Raw genomic sequence first — 16236 nt, 5'->3', positions numbered from 1 at the left:
TCGCGTCTTTGTCAGATCACCGCACGGTGTCCTGACATCTGTATATATGGTGCCCTGACATATATCGGGCGGCGGTTATGGTCAAACCCGCGGCCCGGCCTTTGGGCGACATCACAGGATCACCTTCGGCTTTCTTGCCGGTGTCCTGCGGGTTTTTCTGCTTTTTTCTTAAACTTTCTGCCGTTTGCTTCACGAAACCTTCGGTGCAATCCGGATCGGCCTGAAACACAAAGCCCGACAATTTATATCGTGCACGATTTAATTACAAGCGATTCATTTGCATGCCTGCTATTTCATTTTTTATATCGTGCACGATTTAATTGTGTACGATACATAATTCCACACAGACACACAGCGCCCGCTACCGGGCCGATCAAAGGAACAGACCCATGAGCCCATTGAAATCAAAAATTGCCACCGCCGCAATATCTGCTGCACTGGCCTTTTCGACCGCGATTGCCTCTTCTGCTGCTTTTGCTGAACCGGTTCTTGAACCGACCACCCGGAACTTCATCAATGCCCTGGAAGCATCGGGCGGCCCGGCGATCTATACCCTGACCCCGACCGAGGCCCGCAATGTTCTGTCCGGTGCCCAGTCCGGCAAAATTGCCAAACCGGCCGTCGATATTACCGATACCGTCTTTGGCGTCGGCCCGACCGGCCAGACAAAAGTCCGCATCATCCGCCCGGCCGGAAATCAGGATCGCCTGCCTGCGATTGTCTATTTCCACGGCGCTGGCTGGGTGATGGGCGATACCGGCACCCATGACCGCCTGGTTCGGGAACTGGCCGTGCGCGCCAATGCTGCCCTTGTCTTTGTCGATTACGAACGTTCACCCGAACAGCGTTATCCGATCGCCATCGAACAGGATTACGCCGTGACCAAATATGTCGCCGAACATGGTGAACAGCTTAATATCGATCCGACCCGCCTTGCCATTGCCGGTGACAGTGTCGGGGGCAACATGACCGCTGTGGTCTCGCTTCTGGCCCAGGAACGCAAAGGTCCGGCGATCACCGCCCAGGTCCTGTTCTATCCGGTGACCGATGCCGATTTTGACAATGGCTCCTATCGCGCCTTTGCCAATGGCCCATGGTTGACCAAACCGGCAATGGAATGGTTCTGGAACCAGTACCTGCCCGAAGGCGTTGATCGTAAGGACCCGAAAATAACCCCGATCCATGCCAGCGCCGAACAGCTTTCCGGACAGGCACCTGCTCTTGTGATTACCGCTGAAAATGACGTGCTGCGTGACGAAGGCGAAGCCTATGCCCGCAAACTGTTCCAGGCTGGCGTCGATGTCACGGTCACCCGATATAACGGAACGATCCATGATTTTGTCATGCTTAATGCCCTTGCCGATACCCCGGCCGCCAAAGGCGCGATTGCCCAGGCTGCCCAGTACCTGCACACGGCCCTTCATGGCAAATGATCAACCGGTCTGACACGAAACCTTCACACTCTCTTTCGGGTAGGCGCGGTTGCGCCTGCCCACCCCCGGCGACATATGCAAGAAGATGCGATGGACAGCCGGGTCGTCAACCAGAACTGAAACACGGTTCAAACAAAGGATGAAAACCATGTCTGTAGATGTCAAATACACCGCACAAGCTTCTGCAACCGGTGGCCGCGATGGTCGCGCCAAAACGGCTGATGGCTCGCTTGATGTCAAGCTGACCACGCCCAAGGAACTTGGCGGTGCGGGTGGCGACGGCAACAACCCCGAACAGCTGTTTGCCATGGGCTATTCGGCCTGCTTCATCGGTGCGATGAAATTCGTATCTTCTCAGGGCGGCCCGAAAATCCCGGCCGATGTTTCCGTGACCGCCGATGTCGGGATCGGCCCGCGTTCGGCCGGCGGCTTTGGCCTTGCCGTCACCCTGACCGTCTCGCTTCCGGGCCTTGATAAGGCCGAGGCTGAAAAACTGGTCGAAGAAGCCCACAAGATCTGCCCGTATTCGAATGCAACGCGCGGCAATGTCGATGTCAAATCGGTCATTGCCTGATCACAAGGCTCCCCCCTGCTGATCGGCACTCCCCCCGAAAGCTGATCGGCGTTGCAAGGCCCGGTGTCCCCCGCACCGGGCCTTTTTTATGGCGTGTTCAGGCGATCATGCGTTCGATCAATGCTTCGTCGCCAAATCCACCGGATTTCGTCACGATATCGACACCGTCAAACTGTCCGCCCAGAATGCGCGACACCGGCAATCCCGGCCCGACTTCGCCAAAACATTCCATTGATTGTGCGCCGCTGGCCGCCAGAATGGCCGACAATGTATCCCCGCCAATCACCATGAGACCGGTTCCCGGATGCACCGAAAGTTTCGGGACCTCTTCCATCAGTGCGGCGACTGTTTCCTCGGCGTTTTTTGCCGTCGGTACCGGATCAAGCAGGACCGGCCCGTTCGCGACGGATCCAAGACCGTGACGCACGGCATTTGCAATCTGTTTTCGGGTCACCGGATGGGCCGTACCCGCCACAATGACGGATAACCGCGGTTGCGGGCGGCTTGTGAATTCCGGGGTCAGTGCCTGTGCAAGTCCGCGACTTCCCGCCCACAGGATGTCGGGCACATCGCGACAGCGCGCCACCAGCACATCAAGATCTGCTTGCGTCACCGCATTGCCGATCACAACGCCTTTGACCGGGTTCCCGGGTGAAAATATCTGTGCTTCGACACCAAAATCGGCAAACGCCTGGCGCAAATCATGGACCGATGCCGGTTCCCAGTCATTGCCGGACCGCACTTCATGCATGCCATCGCGTGTACGGCGTCCCATTTCGGGGAAGGCCGGTGCAAAGATACAGGTCGAAAATGCCCCGCATCGCATCATCTCGATGGTTTCAAGGATCGAATTGCCGCGCAGGACACTGTCGACCTTTTTAAACCACAGGGCCCGATCCTGACCCGTGCGGTTCACATTATCCCCGCCATCGCCAAGCAGCTGATAGGCTCGCCCGACCGCGGCCCGGCTTTGATCTTCGGGCAGATCGCGGCTTTCGCTGCTGATCGTCACCTTGGCACCTAGCATTCCGCCATCCGACAAAATCAGGCGCACCGGCGCATCAGGCGATGCAAACGGGGCTGCGGCATCAAGTGCACCGGTCAAATCATCGGCCAGAATACGCACGTCACTCATTGGGCACCTCTTGCGATACCGTTTCGACCGGTATGTTTCTTTGTTTCAGTTCCTTGAGCATGTCCGGGCTGATCCGGTCATCGGTAATGATCAGTCCGATTTCCTCAAGACCGCCAAACAGACTGAAGCTGCGGCTGAAAAACTTGCTGCTGTCGACCAGCAGAACCACGAATTCCGCCGCCGAAATGATTGCGCGTTTGACTTCGCACAGTTCGATTGAACTGTCGGAAAGACCATCGTTTGAAACCGCGTGGGCCCCGATGATCGCAACATCGGCGCGAAGCTGTTCGATCATGCGCACGGCCGACGCCCCCAGCAATGTAGATGACCCGGGGCGCACATTCCCGCCCGCGACAAAGGTATTGATCGTGTTGCTTTGGGAAAAAACTGACGCGATTGAAAGATCGTTCGTAAAGGCGGTGAAAGGCACATCGCGTTCGACCATGGCATGTGCCGCGGCAAGGGTGGTTGTTCCACTATCTACCAAAACGGTCTGACCGGGCTGAATAAGTGCAGCCGCGCGTTGGCCGATGCGGTTCTTGGCATCCCTTTCCAGTTCGGATGAAATCGCGGCTTCGGGTTCGAATCCCTTGCGGTCGCTGACATTCATCATCGCCCCGCCATGGGTGCGTGTCAGATGCCCGGTGGAACACAGATATTCCACATCGCGCCGGATCGTGGACACCGACATGTCCAGCCGTTCGGCCAGCTCCTTGAGTGACGCCATTTCCTCCCGGCGCAGGAATTCGATAATTCTGGCACGTCGCTTGGCTGGCAACATGAACGCCTCCTTGGTTTTTTCTTTGTGTTAGCACATCTCCGCACGCCAAGACGAGCCAATATCTTCCAAAATCACCCAACGGATACAAATTTTGGATATTTTTATGAATATTTTCTTCCAATAAATTCCATTTAGTGTCAATTTCTCCCACGATCAATCAAAATCAATCGGGAAATTAATTTCCCCACAGCGGTCCTTCGGGAGGAACCCATGAAAATCAAACACACACTCGAACGCATTCCTGGCGGCATGATGATTGTCCCGCTTTTGCTTGGCGCGACCATCAATACCTTTGCGCCGGACCTGCTGCGCATCGGCAATTTCACCGAGGCCCTTTTCGTCAATAGTGCTGGCGCACTGATCGCACTTTTCCTGCTCTGTGCAGGTGCGCAGATCACCCTGTCAAATGTCGGAACGGCGGCCGCCAAGGGCGCGACCCTTCTGGTTGTCAAATGGATTGCCGGTGCTGCGGTCGGTCTTCTGGCCTATGCCATGGCCGATAGTGGCGGCCTGTTCTTTGGCATGGTGCCGATTGCCATCATCGCGGCAATGACCAACTCGAACGGCGGACTTTATGTCGCGATTGTCGGTCAGTACGGACGCGCCGATGACAAGGCTGCCTATTCCATCCTTGCCTTGAATGACGGTCCTTTCCTGACCATGATCGCACTGACAGTCTTTGGTGCGATGGGCTTTGTCGAAGGCTTCTTCTCGATCATTTCGTTTGTTGCCGTGTTGCTGCCGATTGTTGTTGGCATGGTGCTTGGCAACCTTGATCATGAACTGCGCGCATTCCTTGCCAAAGGCAGCGACATGCTGATCCCGTTCTTTGCCTTTGCGCTTGGCATGGGCATCAATTTCCAGGCCATCATCGAAGGCGGCCTTGCCGGCATTCTGATCGGTATCCTGACGGTCTTTGTTACCGGTACTGCGGGCTATATCGTGTTCCGTGTCATGAAATGGAACCCGATTGTCGGCGCGTCCGAAGGATCGACCGCCGGTAACGCTGTTGCCACCCCGATGGCGATTGCGGCGGCCAACCCGCTGTTTGGTCAGCTGGCCGATCTTGCAACCGTTCAGGTCGCGGCATCGACCGTGACAACGGCCATTTTGCTGCCGATCTATATCTCGTTCCTTGTTCGCCGCACCGACTTGACCGGGATGACCGACCAGCAGGCAGAAACCACAACCGGGTCGGGCGAAACCACCGCCTGATCACCCGGCACGCAGATAAAAGAAGGTAAAAACATGAAACCGATCGTAGCAATCACCATGGGCGATGTTTGCGGTGTAGGTCCGGAAATCGTTGCACGCACCGTTGCCGATCCGCAAACTTACGAAATGGCCCGCCCGATCGTTATTGGCGATGCCGGCAAACTGGCCGTCGCCCGCGATATCGTCGGTGCAAAATTCGACATCAAGACGTTCCTGCCAACCGATCCGGTTCCGCAAGAACCGGAATTGGGCACCGTTCTTTGTGCCGATCCGGGCTTTGATCTTGGCGATCTTCCGTTTGGCGAAGTCAATGCCAAGGCCGGTCATGCCGCCTTTGAATATCTGAGTGCCGCCATCGATATGGCCAAGGCAGAGCGCGTGGCAGCAATTGTCACCGCTCCGCTCAACAAGGAAGCCCTGCATGCCGGTGGCCATATCTTTCCCGGCCATACCGAAATCCTCGCGGAACTGACCGGGACCGAAAGCTATTCGATGATGCTGGCGACCCCAAAGATGAAGGTCATTCATCTGACCACCCATGTTGGTCTGATCGAAGCCATCCGCCGCATCAACCCGGAACGGACCTATCAGGTGATCCGGCTGGCCCATGACACCCTGTCCAAGGCCGGTCAGACATCACCGCGCATTGCCGTTTGCGGCATCAACCCGCACGCCGGTGAAAACGGCCTGTTTGGCGAGGGCGAGGAAGAGGAAAAACTCATCCCCGGCATCGAACGCGCCCAAAAGGAAGGCATCGATGTTCAGGGCCCGCTTCCGGCCGATACCCTGTTCTACCGTGCAACACGCGGTGATTTTGACGTCGTGGTGGCCTGCTATCACGATCAGGGCCACGGCCCGGTCAAGGTGCAGTCGATTGACGAAGGTGTGAATATCACCGTCGGTCTTAAGGGCGGAATTATCCGCACATCGGTCGATCACGGCACCGCATTCGACATCGCCGGCAAGGGCATCGCCCGTTACGAAAGCCTGATCGCAGCCATCCGCTATGGTGTTCAGTTGGCACCAAATGATCGCGCTATCGGTCCTGCGGCATAATCTGTTTTTCAGATTATCGCTTCTGGGGGTGGACCGACCAAAGCCCGGCGTCAATGCGCCGGGCTTTTTTATGTCTTCGATGCTGGACCGCGCCGCAAAAGCAGGCTAATCCGGTGCGATGACAACCGATATCGCCCTTTTTGCCGGGTTATTATTTTCTGCCCTGACCTCGGCCACCATCCTGCCCGGCACGTCCGAGGCGGCACTGGGCGCCCTTGTCGCCAAGGGGGATCACGCGGTCTGGCTGCTTGTCATGATTGCGACTGCGGGCAATGTCATCGGATCGATCATCAACTGGGCGCTTGGCCTTTATATCGACCGGTTTCGCGATCGTCGCTGGTTCCCGGTATCGGGCGCGGCACTTGATCGTGCGGCACGATGGTTTTCGAAATACGGGCTGTGGTCGCTGCTTCTGGCCTGGCTTCCGATCATTGGCGATCCGCTGACCCTGTTTGCCGGGGTGATGCGGGTCCGTTTCATCCCGTTTCTGATCCTGGTCACCATTGGCAAGGCCGCGCGCTATGCCATGATTGCCGGCGGGGCATCGGCACTGGCATCGATGCTGTCATAATGCCATCACGTCACACCCTGCACTGATACAAACCATCGGCTGGGGCCACCGGTTTGAGCAATCTGCTTGGGTAATCGGCATAAGCAATCGTCACGGGCAATAGGCACTGGCAATCCGCTTGGGCACTGCGTCGGCCGGGGCAAAATTCCCGACAGGGCAATATCGTTCAATAAATCACGGCAAAACGGTCTCATCCTGCCTGCAACAATTTAACCGCTCCGGCCCCACAAAGCGGACACCAGCCAGCAGGAAACATCCGATGACCGCCACCCTCAGCCTTTATCTTTCCATGGCAAGTTTCGCGCTCGCCGCCTCGATCACGCCGGGCCCGGTCAATATTCTGGTGCTGAGTTCCGGCGTCCAATACGGGTTTCGCCCTTCGCTTCGTCTTGTCTTCGGGGCGACGGCGGGCTTTTGCCTTTTGCTGCTTTTGATCGGGCTTGGCCTGCATCAGTTGCTTGAAACCTTTCCGCAGCTGACCACGATCATTCAGTGGGCCGGTGTTGCCTTCTTGCTGTTCATGGCCTGGAAGCTGTTTTCATCAAATGGCGAGTTGGGAAAATCCGATGCCGGCACGGGCCCGTCGGTCATGACCGGTGCGGTGATGCAATGGCTTAACCCCAAGGCGTGGCTGGCATCAATCGCCGGTATGGGCGCCTACGCCGCGTCCGGTGCGCCGACCCTGATCTGGGAATTTACCGCGATCTATTTCGTGATCTGTTTTGCTTCTGTTGCCTGCTGGGCCTATGCCGGGGCGTTTTTGTCACGCTTTTTGGGGAATCCCGCCCGCATCCGCATTTTTAACCGCATCATGGCGGCCCTGCTGGCGGCAAGTGCGATCTATCTGACGCTATAAGCCGACCGTGCGGCTACTGGGTGTCGTCCTTGTTGCTATAGGCATCCTCCCCGATAAAGTGCGGCTGAACAATCGGCAGATCGCCCAGCACCTTGTCCTGCGTCAGTGACACCAGATAGTGATAGACAACATTGCCAAGGTTATAGAAATCAATCGCCACCAGCCCGTCGACCATTTTATCGCGCAGGATCGACACATGTTCGGGTGTTGGCGCGCCTGTCCCGCCAATCAGGATCAACGGCCGGTTCTGGCGTGCGTCTGCCGGTAAATTGCGAAAGGTCTGCACATATCGCTGCGGATCATGCAACGGCCATGACCCGACTGTGATAAAGGCATCCAGCCTGTCATCCAGCATGCTTTGGCGGAACTGCGTCATCGCCAGATCAAGATTGTCCTTGTTGAACCACGGACAGCGCGGGCTTTCGAACCAGCCGCCACTGCCATTTAACGGCAACTGACTGCCCAGATCGGACGTCTTTCTGATTTCGCTTCGAAACCCGTTGATCCGTTCATTCAGATTGGGGTCATAGGGCCCGGCACTCATCAAACAGACATTCCCGCCAAATGGCAGGCGGTTTTGCAATTCACGGGCAAGCATCCGCCCGATCAGGTGGTTTTCCACACCGATAAAAGCCTGTCTGAGATGGTGAAACGGCGCAATCAGATCGGAATCAAACGTAATAACCGGCACACCGGTTTCAATCAGCTTGGGCAAACCGTTTTCTGCAATGAATTCCGATTTGGTGACCGAAATGGCAACCCCGCTATAACCTTCGCCAACCGCATCTTCGATCGCGCGGTTCTGGGCCCTGAAATATCCCAGATTGTCGCCGCCCAGATGCACACACCGATCCCCCTTGATGCGCGCAGCATCATTGCATCCGCGCCAGGCCTCGATGAAATTGGGATCACCGACATTCTTGGTGATCAGGGCAAAAACCCGCTCGGCCATGGCATGCCGCGACGGGCCTGCAAAAATGCTGATTGTTGCGACCACCAGCAACAAGGACTGAAAACCAAAACCGGCCCTGACACAGGAAATCATTCCAAACGGTCTCCTTTTCGGCGCGGCTGGTGTTTGGCACCCCGATCAATGCCAAAAGCCGCGCCCGATTTATCTGTTCGCCCCTTCTTTAAAATAGAATAACTAAAATGAAACACGTTTTGGTTGATTAAGATCAAGGAGATTTAAATCAAAACAAACCACATGTTGAACCCGACACTGGCCGCACCCGCGCCGACCCCGGCCTCATCCGGGACCACCGGGCCACAACGGATTACACACGAACACACAAACGCGCACCGGGCTTGACCGGGTGTCGGATCAATGGGTCATTGCGGCGGAAGATCAGGGAAAATCAGGCGGCCTGCACGCGCGCATATTGGCGTGGTGTGGTTGCCATCAGACGTTTGAACATGCGTTGAAAATGCGCCTGATCGGCAAAACCGGTTTCAAGCGCGACATCAACGATCTTTTCCCCGCGCCTGAGCGCATGACGGGCGCGCTGCACCCGGCAATTGATCAGATAGGCATAAGGCGTCATGCCAAAGGTCTTTTTAAAAGCCCGCACCAGATAGGACCGCGAATAGCCCGCCAGATCGGCAAGATCATCCAGACTGATGGTTTCGGCATAATGGGTTTGGATATAATCGCCGACCCGCATCATTTTGCGGTCATGCACCGACCCGCCTGCCCTGCCCGACCTGCCCGACCCGCCCGTCCCGTCCAGCACCCCGCGCCGGTTCAGCCGCACATGCAGATCGCCAAAGAACGACACCAGTGCCGTTTCCTTGCCAAGAATATCAATATCCGCATTGACCAGCGTATCGGCCAGATCAAGCAACCCGCCATAAAGATGGGGATCATGGCTTAGCGTATCGGAAAACATCGCAAACTTGCCGGCCGCATCGGCATCGATTTCGATCTGCAAATCCAGAAGCCAGTCCGGGTCCACAAACAGCATGTCATAGCACCAGTCCGCCCCCTTGACCGGGTTGCAGCCATGAACATCCTCGGGATTAAGGATCACCACCGATCCTTCTTGCGTTTCATGGGTTTTGCCACGGTTCCAATAGGTGCTGTAACCGTCCTTCACCGTGCCGATCGAAAAGGTATCGTGGCTGTGGCGCTCGTAACAAACCGCATGCCCGTCCGCCACGCGCCGCAATTCGACAAACGGCAAAGCCGGATCGCGCCAGAAATGCTGATTGCGGGTGTTGGGGGCATTCATGCGGTGTGATCTTCTTGCGATTACAGTCAAGCTCGATAAATTCCAAGATAGGTCAATTTCCCCGGTAGCGCCACTGCACGTGCGCCCTTATAGTGCCCCAAATGTTCGATGATCGTTCCGAAGAAGCCCAGCCGCGTTTCATGCCGCCCAATGCACCTGTCATGGTCGTTGGATTGCGCCATGCTGTGTTTCTGTCGCCCGATGGCGAGATCGAGGAACTACCGCACGGGGCTGCGGCCAAGCGGGCACGCGCAACGCGGCCCATTCTGGTCCATACCCCGGCCTGTGCGCGGCGTTTAAAAATTGATCCGTTTGCCGCACATGATTTGCTCGAACTGTTTGCCTTTGTGCGTCCGGCACAGTTTTGCGTGCCGACCCCGCGCGGCATTGCGCTGGCCACCGGGCAAAAACCGGCCGATGACCTGATCGGTCAGGCAGAGGCCCTGGCAGAAGCCATGAAACGGCTTTTGCAGGAACTTGCCACCCTTCATCGCAACAAGCGCGGCCCGGCCCTATCCATCGCATGGCCGATGGCACGCGGGCATTGGCCGTGGGGCGTTTCGGTTCTGGCCGCCCTTGGCGCGGATGGCGATGGCCCGCATCGCTATGCGGTGTATGAAGGGCTGAAAGTCTGGAAAAAGCTTGGCGAATGGGCCGAACATGCCCCGCCACCGCCGCCCGCCAATTATCCGGTTGATCCCAAGGATGCCCGCAAGCGCCTGAAAGAACTTCTGGGCGAAGGGGCCGAAGAACGCCCGCAACAGGCCGATTATGCATCGTCCGTCTGTTCGGCCTTTGGCCCGCGCCTCCATGATGGTGCGCCCAATATCGTACTGGCCGAGGCCGGAACAGGGACAGGCAAGACGCTGGGCTATGTCGCACCGGCATCACTTTGGGCACAAAAGAATGACGGGGCAGTGTGGATTTCGACCTATACCCGTAACCTGCAACGTCAGATCGATCAGGAACTTGATCGCCTCTATGACGATCCCAAGGACAAGCGCCTTAAGGCCGTGGTGCGTAAAGGTCGTGAAAACTATTTCTGTCTTTTGAATTTCGAAGAAGCGCAAAGGCCGCTCGCCCAGCAACCCCATCAGGCCACCCCGCTTGGCCTGATTGCCAGATGGGCATCGACCACGCGCGATGGCGATATGGTCGGTGGGGATTTCCCGGCCTGGCTGACCGAGCTTCTAGGCAATCGTTTTACCGGGGCGCTGGCCGATCAGCGCGGCGAATGCATCTATGCCGCCTGCCCGCATTATTCGAAATGCTTTATCGAAAAGACCGTGCGTCGCGCCCGTTCCGCTGAAATCGTGGTCGCCAACCATGCCCTTGTCATGGTGCAGGCCGCCTTGGGCGGCCTTGATGACAGCTCCATGCCGACGCGATATGTCTTTGACGAAGGCCATCATTTGTTTGATGCAGCCGACAAGGCATTTTCATCCCACCTGACCGGTCAGGAAGGACAGGAATTGCGCCGCTGGCTGCTGGGGGCCGAGCAAAAGGGATCATCGCGTGCGCGTGGTCTTAAGCAGCGGCTTGAAACCCTGATCCATGATCGTGATGAATTGCGCGATGCGGTCAATGCCGTGATTGTTGCCGCACAATGCCTTCCCGAACAGGGATGGCTTGGCCGTATTCACGACGGATCGCAACATGCCAAGGGCCCGGCAGAAGTATTTCTGGCCCATGTGCGCGCACAGGTGATGGCACGGTCCGCCGATGGGGATCGCGGCTATTCGATTGAAACCGATTGCAAACCGGCCTTGAACGAAGTCCTGGCCAGTGCGGCCGACCTTGACCGCGCGCTTGAAGCCATGGAAAAACCGGCCAGATCGCTGATCAAGATCATCGCCCATATGCTTGATGAAAAGGCCGATGAACTTGACAGCGCCGAACGTCAGCGCCTTGATGCCGCGATCCGATCCCTTGAACGCCGCGCGATCATGCAGGTTGCAGCATGGCGTGAAATGCTGGCATCCCTGGTCGAAGAAACGCCGCAAAGCTTTGTCGACTGGTTTGCGATTGAACGCCAGTTTGGCCGTGATTTCGATGTCGGCATGCATCGTCATTATCTTGACCCGACATTGCCGCTGACATCGGCACTGGCCCCCACCGCGCATGGCATGGTGGTGACGTCCGCGACCCTTCGCGATGGCACCGGGGACGAAGATTTTGACTGGGCCGTAGCCGAGGACCGCACCGGGGCATCGCACATGCCGCTTCCGGCCATCCGGGCGGCGATGAAAAGCCCCTATAATTACCGCGAACAGACCCGCGTTTTCATCGTCAATGATCTGGGCCGTGATAACCCGGACCACATTGCCGCGGCCTATCGCGAACTGTTTCTGGCATCCGGCGGTGGCGCGCTTGGCCTGTTTACCGCGATTTCACGCTTGCGCGCGATTTACGAACGGCTGACCGGGCCGATGGATGATGCGGGCCTGCAATTGCTGGCCCAGCATATTGACGGCATGGATGTTTCGACCCTGATTGATATTTTCCGGGTTGAACGTGATGCCTGCCTGCTGGGGACCGATGCGGTGCGTGACGGGGTCGATGTTCCGGGCGACAGCCTCCGTCTGATCGTGTTTGACCGCGTGCCCTGGCCGCGCCCCGATATCCTGCACCGTGCGCGCAAATCGGCCTTCCACGGCGCACGCTATGACGACATGCTTACACGCCTGCGCATGAAGCAGGCCTTTGGCCGCCTTGTCCGCCGTGCCGAAGATCGCGGTGTGTTTGTCCTGCTGGATAACCGCATGCCATCACGGCTTCTGGGCGCCTTCCCCGAAGATGTCGAAGTCCAGCGTGTCGGCCTGCGCGAAGCGATTGAACAGACCCGCCTTTTCCTTGGCAATGTGCAGAACAGCGAAAACTGATCATCCGTCCGACCGCCTTTTCACTGCCGGAATTGGGTATTAAAGTCTGTCAGGCTTCTGATCCGTGAACCGCTTTTGCGAACGGCAAAAAGGATAGATCATGCATGTCATGCTGATGACCTATGGGACACGCGGTGATGTGCAGCCCTTTGTCGCCCTTGGCCGTGGTCTCATCGAAAACGGGCATCAGGTCACACTTGCCGCCCCCGAACGCTTTGCCGGTTTTGTTACGGGTCACAATCTTGAATTCGCGACCCTTGGCGATGCGCTGATCGCGCTTATGGATGATCCGCACTTTGGCCGGGCGTCCGGTCCCAAAGCATCATGGTTGCAAAAACTGATTTCTCTGTTTGCGATTGGCAAAAAGGCGCGCCGACTTCAGGACGGGCTGATCGATGATATTTTCCGCGCAATTGATCAGAACAAACCCGACGTCATTGTGTTTCATCCCAAGACCTTTGGCGCATTTCCGATTGCCAATCATTTCGGCATTCCGGTGGTCATGGCGCAACTGATCCCGTGCTTTATCCCGACCGGCGATTATCCCCATATGGGCGTCCCCGATACTGGTCTGCGAAACCGGTTCGCACGATGCTATAACCGTCTGACCGGCAAGCTTGTTTACAGGTTGTTGAACGCAACATTGCGTCGGCAATTTTGTCGCTGGGCGGCCCGACGCAAGAACGGCATTGATGGCAGGTCTTTGGACATCGTGAAATCATGCCAGTCCGGTGCCCTTCGGATCATTCATGCCTTTGGCAACGCCGTGATCCCGCGTCCGTCCGACTGGCCGGAACATGCCCGTGTCACAGGGTACTGGTTTCTCGATACAGATCCCCAAACCGGCATGCCCGATCGGGCGTTACAAGACTTTGTCGAACGCCACAAGAACCTGATTTATATCGGGTTTGGATCGATGCATGGCAATGATCCGACCGCAATGGCACAGATGATTTCAAATGCCGTTGCACAAACCGGCAAACCCGATCTGGCAGCCATTGTCGCAACCGGCTGGGGTGGTATGGATGACATTGACTGGCCATCCAATATCCTTGCGGTGCGCGAGGTCCCCCACGACTGGCTGTTTCCCAAGGTCAAAATCGTTCTTCATCACGGCGGCGCTGGCACCTGTGCGGCGGCCCTTCGCGCCGGTCGCCCGTCAATCATCATTCCGTTTTTTGGCGATCAACCATTCTGGGCCAAACGCCTTTGGACGCTGGGCGTTGCGCCAAAGCCGATAAAGCCGGCAAAACTCGATGCCGCAATTCTGGCAGACCGAATCAAGACCGTTCTTCAAACGCCGTCCTATCGCGCCAATGCCCAACATCTCGCGGGCAGGATTGCTGCCGAAGACGGGATCAACACAGCAATTGCCGAAATCATCCGTGCGGCCGAAGAAACCGACCACACCCGGACTGCAAGCCTTTGACAGCAGCGCTCAAACCCCATAAACAGCATCATGGTCAAACCGTGATGGAACGCGATACGTGCGACGCTGCTGGCATATCAGCCTGATCTGCAGACAGTGCCTTTTGGCGCTGGTCAGCGTCCTGTTCCTGGCCAATACCATCATGTTCGGCTTCATGCATATTCCGATGGCCAAGGCCAACGGGGCGTCGCTGGCATCCATGATGGATGGCGTGGTCCGTATTCCGATTGTGATTTGTACCGGCTCCACCTTCAAAACCATTCTGGTCCGTGCCGACGGCCTGCCCGATGAACCGGCCGAAAATGCCGATACGCCAGATGGTTATGAATGCGCGCTATGTGGTTTGGGCAATTATGCCTTTGGCATGCCCGTCGCACCGGAATTGCCCAAGCTTGCCGCGATCGAGCTTAGCAACGCCGTCACCGCCCTTCATATCACCGCGACAATGCATGGCTTTTGCGCCATTGCCCCGTCGCCGCGTGCCCCGCCTGCTGTTTCCTGTCCTGTAATCAAGCACGTCTGAGAAAACGCACCCGATCGGATCAGATCCATCGGTCGTGGCGTTTTCCGGTCTGCTTTTCCTGAAATTCAAGTGCCTTTGCCGGGTCGACAACGTTACGACCGGGAATGCACGCATCTGGACAAGAAACATGACCAAGAATTCCCGATCCCCTGAAAATCAGGGGAATACAAGCCTCTATCGCGCTGTCTGGCGCTGGCATTTCTATGCCGGTCTTTTGATCCTGCCCTTCATGATCCTGATGGCGGTCACGGGAGCAGCCTATATTTATCGCGATGAAATTGACGACTGGTATCACGCCGATCTTAAATTTGTTGAAGCATCAGGCAATACCGCCCTTCCGATCAGTTCACAGATCGACGCGGCCCTTCTTGCCGTTCCGGGCACCCCGGTCAAGGTGATGCCGCCCGCCGACCCGACGCGCAGCAGCGAGATCGTGATTGCCGCTGATGCCGGCGGACGGCAGGCGGTTTATGTCGATCCCTATCGCGGGGATGTGCTTGGCCATATGCCAGATCGCACCACATTGATGTGGGTGGTTCGACGTATCCACAGTCTGGCCGAGTTCGGCACGATCCCGAACTATGCGATTGAAATTGCGTCGGGCTGGGCGATCCTGCTGGTGCTCACCGGCACCTATTTGTGGTGGCCGCGCGGTGATCAGAAAGGCGGTATTGTCACGCTGCGCGACACGCCCAAACGCCGTCGCTGGTGGCGTGATGCCCATGCGGTAACCGGTATTTTTATCGGCATTTTCATCATCTTCATGGCCGCAACCGGCATGTTCTGGTCGGTCTTCTGGGGCAAATATGCCAACGAATTTGCCAATGGCACACCCAATGGCTACCCATCCGGGGTGCGGGTTGATGTGCCACTTTCAACCATCCCGATGATCGAGGCCTTTGGCGAAACCAGCTGGACCAATGAAAACATCCCGCTGCCGCAATCGGTTGATGGCGGGAATGGACAAACCGCAAATCCGGGCCCGATTGGCATTGATCGTGCGGTGTCGATTTTTAACGAAATGGGCCTGACACCGGGCTATGCTATCTCGCTCCCGCGCGGGGAAACCGGCGTTTATTCTGCTTCGATCTATCCTGATGATTTGTCCCTGCAACGGGTCATTCACCTTGATCAATATTCCGGCCGACCACTGATCGACATGGGATATGGCGATTACGGCCCCTTTGGCAAAATCATGGAATTTGGCATCAATGTCCATCTGGGACAGGAATTTGGTATCGCCAACCAGATCCTGTTGCTGGTGATCTGTGGCCTGATCATTTTCATGTCGGTTTCAGCCGCCGTGATGTGGTGGAAACGCCGCCCGTCGGGAACGCTTGGCGTCCCGCCGATGCCGCGTAATACCCGCAACCTTACGGTCGTAACCGCGATCCTTGCCATTGGCGGGATCATCTATCCGATGGTCGGCGCATCAATGATCGTGATCTGGCTGCTTGATTACCTGTTCGTTGTCCGTCTGCAACGCAGGTCGCGTATGGCTAGAACCTGATCGGAAATACTGGCGCAGCCCGGGTCACACTCGGGCTGTG

Annotated in this window: 14 protein-coding genes; 10 read left to right on the top strand and 4 right to left on the bottom strand. The window is 57.0% G+C overall.

Annotated features, from left to right (window positions below):
• The first annotated feature begins 389 nt into the window (after window positions 1–389).
• Window positions 390–1433 (top strand): alpha/beta hydrolase, encoded by a 1044-nt coding sequence (locus AUQ42_RS03595; RefSeq protein WP_068517611.1) that lies wholly within the window; start codon window positions 390–392, stop codon window positions 1431–1433.
• 148 nt (window positions 1434–1581) lie between these two features.
• A complete protein-coding gene (locus tag AUQ42_RS03590) occupies window positions 1582–2007 on the top strand; it encodes an organic hydroperoxide resistance protein (protein WP_068517610.1) in 426 nt (141 codons plus the stop codon).
• A gap of 97 nt (window positions 2008–2104) precedes the next feature.
• Here the strand turns inward: AUQ42_RS03590 and AUQ42_RS03585 are convergent, their stop codons facing one another.
• Window positions 2105–3142: a four-carbon acid sugar kinase family protein gene (locus tag AUQ42_RS03585; RefSeq protein WP_068517609.1), complete on the bottom strand. Its 1038-nt coding sequence runs from the start codon at window positions 3140–3142 to the stop codon at window positions 2105–2107.
• Window positions 3135–3923, bottom strand: coding sequence for a DeoR/GlpR family DNA-binding transcription regulator (locus AUQ42_RS03580; protein ID WP_068517607.1), 789 nt, complete (start codon window positions 3921–3923; stop codon window positions 3135–3137). Before AUQ42_RS03580 ends, AUQ42_RS03585 begins: the two co-directional genes overlap by 8 nt.
• Window positions 3924–4133: 210 nt before the next feature.
• Here AUQ42_RS03580 and AUQ42_RS03575 point away from each other — a divergent pair, with 210 nt between their 5' ends.
• The 4 genes from AUQ42_RS03575 (at window position 4134) to AUQ42_RS03560 (ending at window position 7621) form a co-directional block, all read left to right on the top strand.
• Window positions 4134–5138 (top strand): 2-keto-3-deoxygluconate permease, encoded by a 1005-nt coding sequence (locus AUQ42_RS03575; protein WP_068517605.1) that lies wholly within the window; start codon window positions 4134–4136, stop codon window positions 5136–5138.
• Window positions 5139–5171: 33 nt separating this feature from the next.
• Window positions 5172–6194, top strand: a complete 1023-nt coding sequence (pdxA, locus tag AUQ42_RS03570; protein WP_068517603.1) for a 4-hydroxythreonine-4-phosphate dehydrogenase PdxA — start codon at window positions 5172–5174, stop codon at window positions 6192–6194.
• 118 nt (window positions 6195–6312) lie between these two features.
• Window positions 6313–6765: a YqaA family protein gene (locus tag AUQ42_RS03565; RefSeq protein ID WP_068517601.1), complete on the top strand. Its 453-nt coding sequence runs from the start codon at window positions 6313–6315 to the stop codon at window positions 6763–6765.
• A gap of 259 nt (window positions 6766–7024) precedes the next feature.
• Complete coding sequence (locus AUQ42_RS03560) at window positions 7025–7621, top strand: LysE family translocator (protein ID WP_068517600.1); 597 nt, start codon at window positions 7025–7027, stop codon at window positions 7619–7621.
• Window positions 7622–7634: 13 nt separating this feature from the next.
• Here the strand turns inward: AUQ42_RS03560 and AUQ42_RS03555 are convergent, their stop codons facing one another.
• Window positions 7635–8666, bottom strand: coding sequence for a substrate-binding domain-containing protein (locus tag AUQ42_RS03555; protein ID WP_068517598.1), 1032 nt, complete (start codon window positions 8664–8666; stop codon window positions 7635–7637).
• 313 nt (window positions 8667–8979) lie between these two features.
• A complete protein-coding gene (locus AUQ42_RS03550; protein WP_068517597.1) occupies window positions 8980–9852 on the bottom strand; it encodes an AraC family transcriptional regulator in 873 nt (290 codons plus the stop codon).
• A 101-nt stretch (window positions 9853–9953) separates the two neighbouring features.
• On the opposite strand from AUQ42_RS03550, the gene AUQ42_RS03545 reads away from it, so the two are divergent.
• The 4 genes from AUQ42_RS03545 (at window position 9954) to AUQ42_RS03530 (ending at window position 16196) form a co-directional block, all read left to right on the top strand.
• On the top strand, window positions 9954–12734 hold the full coding sequence (locus AUQ42_RS03545) for an ATP-dependent DNA helicase (protein ID WP_068517595.1): 2781 nt from the start codon (window positions 9954–9956) through the stop codon (window positions 12732–12734).
• 100 nt (window positions 12735–12834) lie between these two features.
• Window positions 12835–14163 carry a glycosyltransferase gene (locus AUQ42_RS03540; protein WP_068517593.1) on the top strand — a complete coding sequence of 443 codons (1329 nt, stop codon included), beginning with the start codon at window positions 12835–12837 and terminating at the stop codon, window positions 14161–14163.
• A 103-nt stretch (window positions 14164–14266) separates the two neighbouring features.
• On the top strand, window positions 14267–14686 hold the full coding sequence (locus tag AUQ42_RS03535) for a DUF2946 family protein (protein ID WP_068517592.1): 420 nt from the start codon (window positions 14267–14269) through the stop codon (window positions 14684–14686).
• 127 nt (window positions 14687–14813) lie between these two features.
• Window positions 14814–16196, top strand: coding sequence for a PepSY domain-containing protein (locus tag AUQ42_RS03530; protein ID WP_068517663.1), 1383 nt, complete (start codon window positions 14814–14816; stop codon window positions 16194–16196).
• Window positions 16197–16236 lie beyond the last annotated feature (40 nt).

Source organism: Thalassospira sp. MCCC 1A02491, assembly GCF_001613785.1.
In the GTDB taxonomy this organism is placed as follows: Bacteria; Pseudomonadota; Alphaproteobacteria; order Rhodospirillales; family Thalassospiraceae; genus Thalassospira; species Thalassospira povalilytica.
Note: the sequence above shows the minus strand (reverse complement) of the source record. Positions and strands in the feature narration are given on the sequence as shown.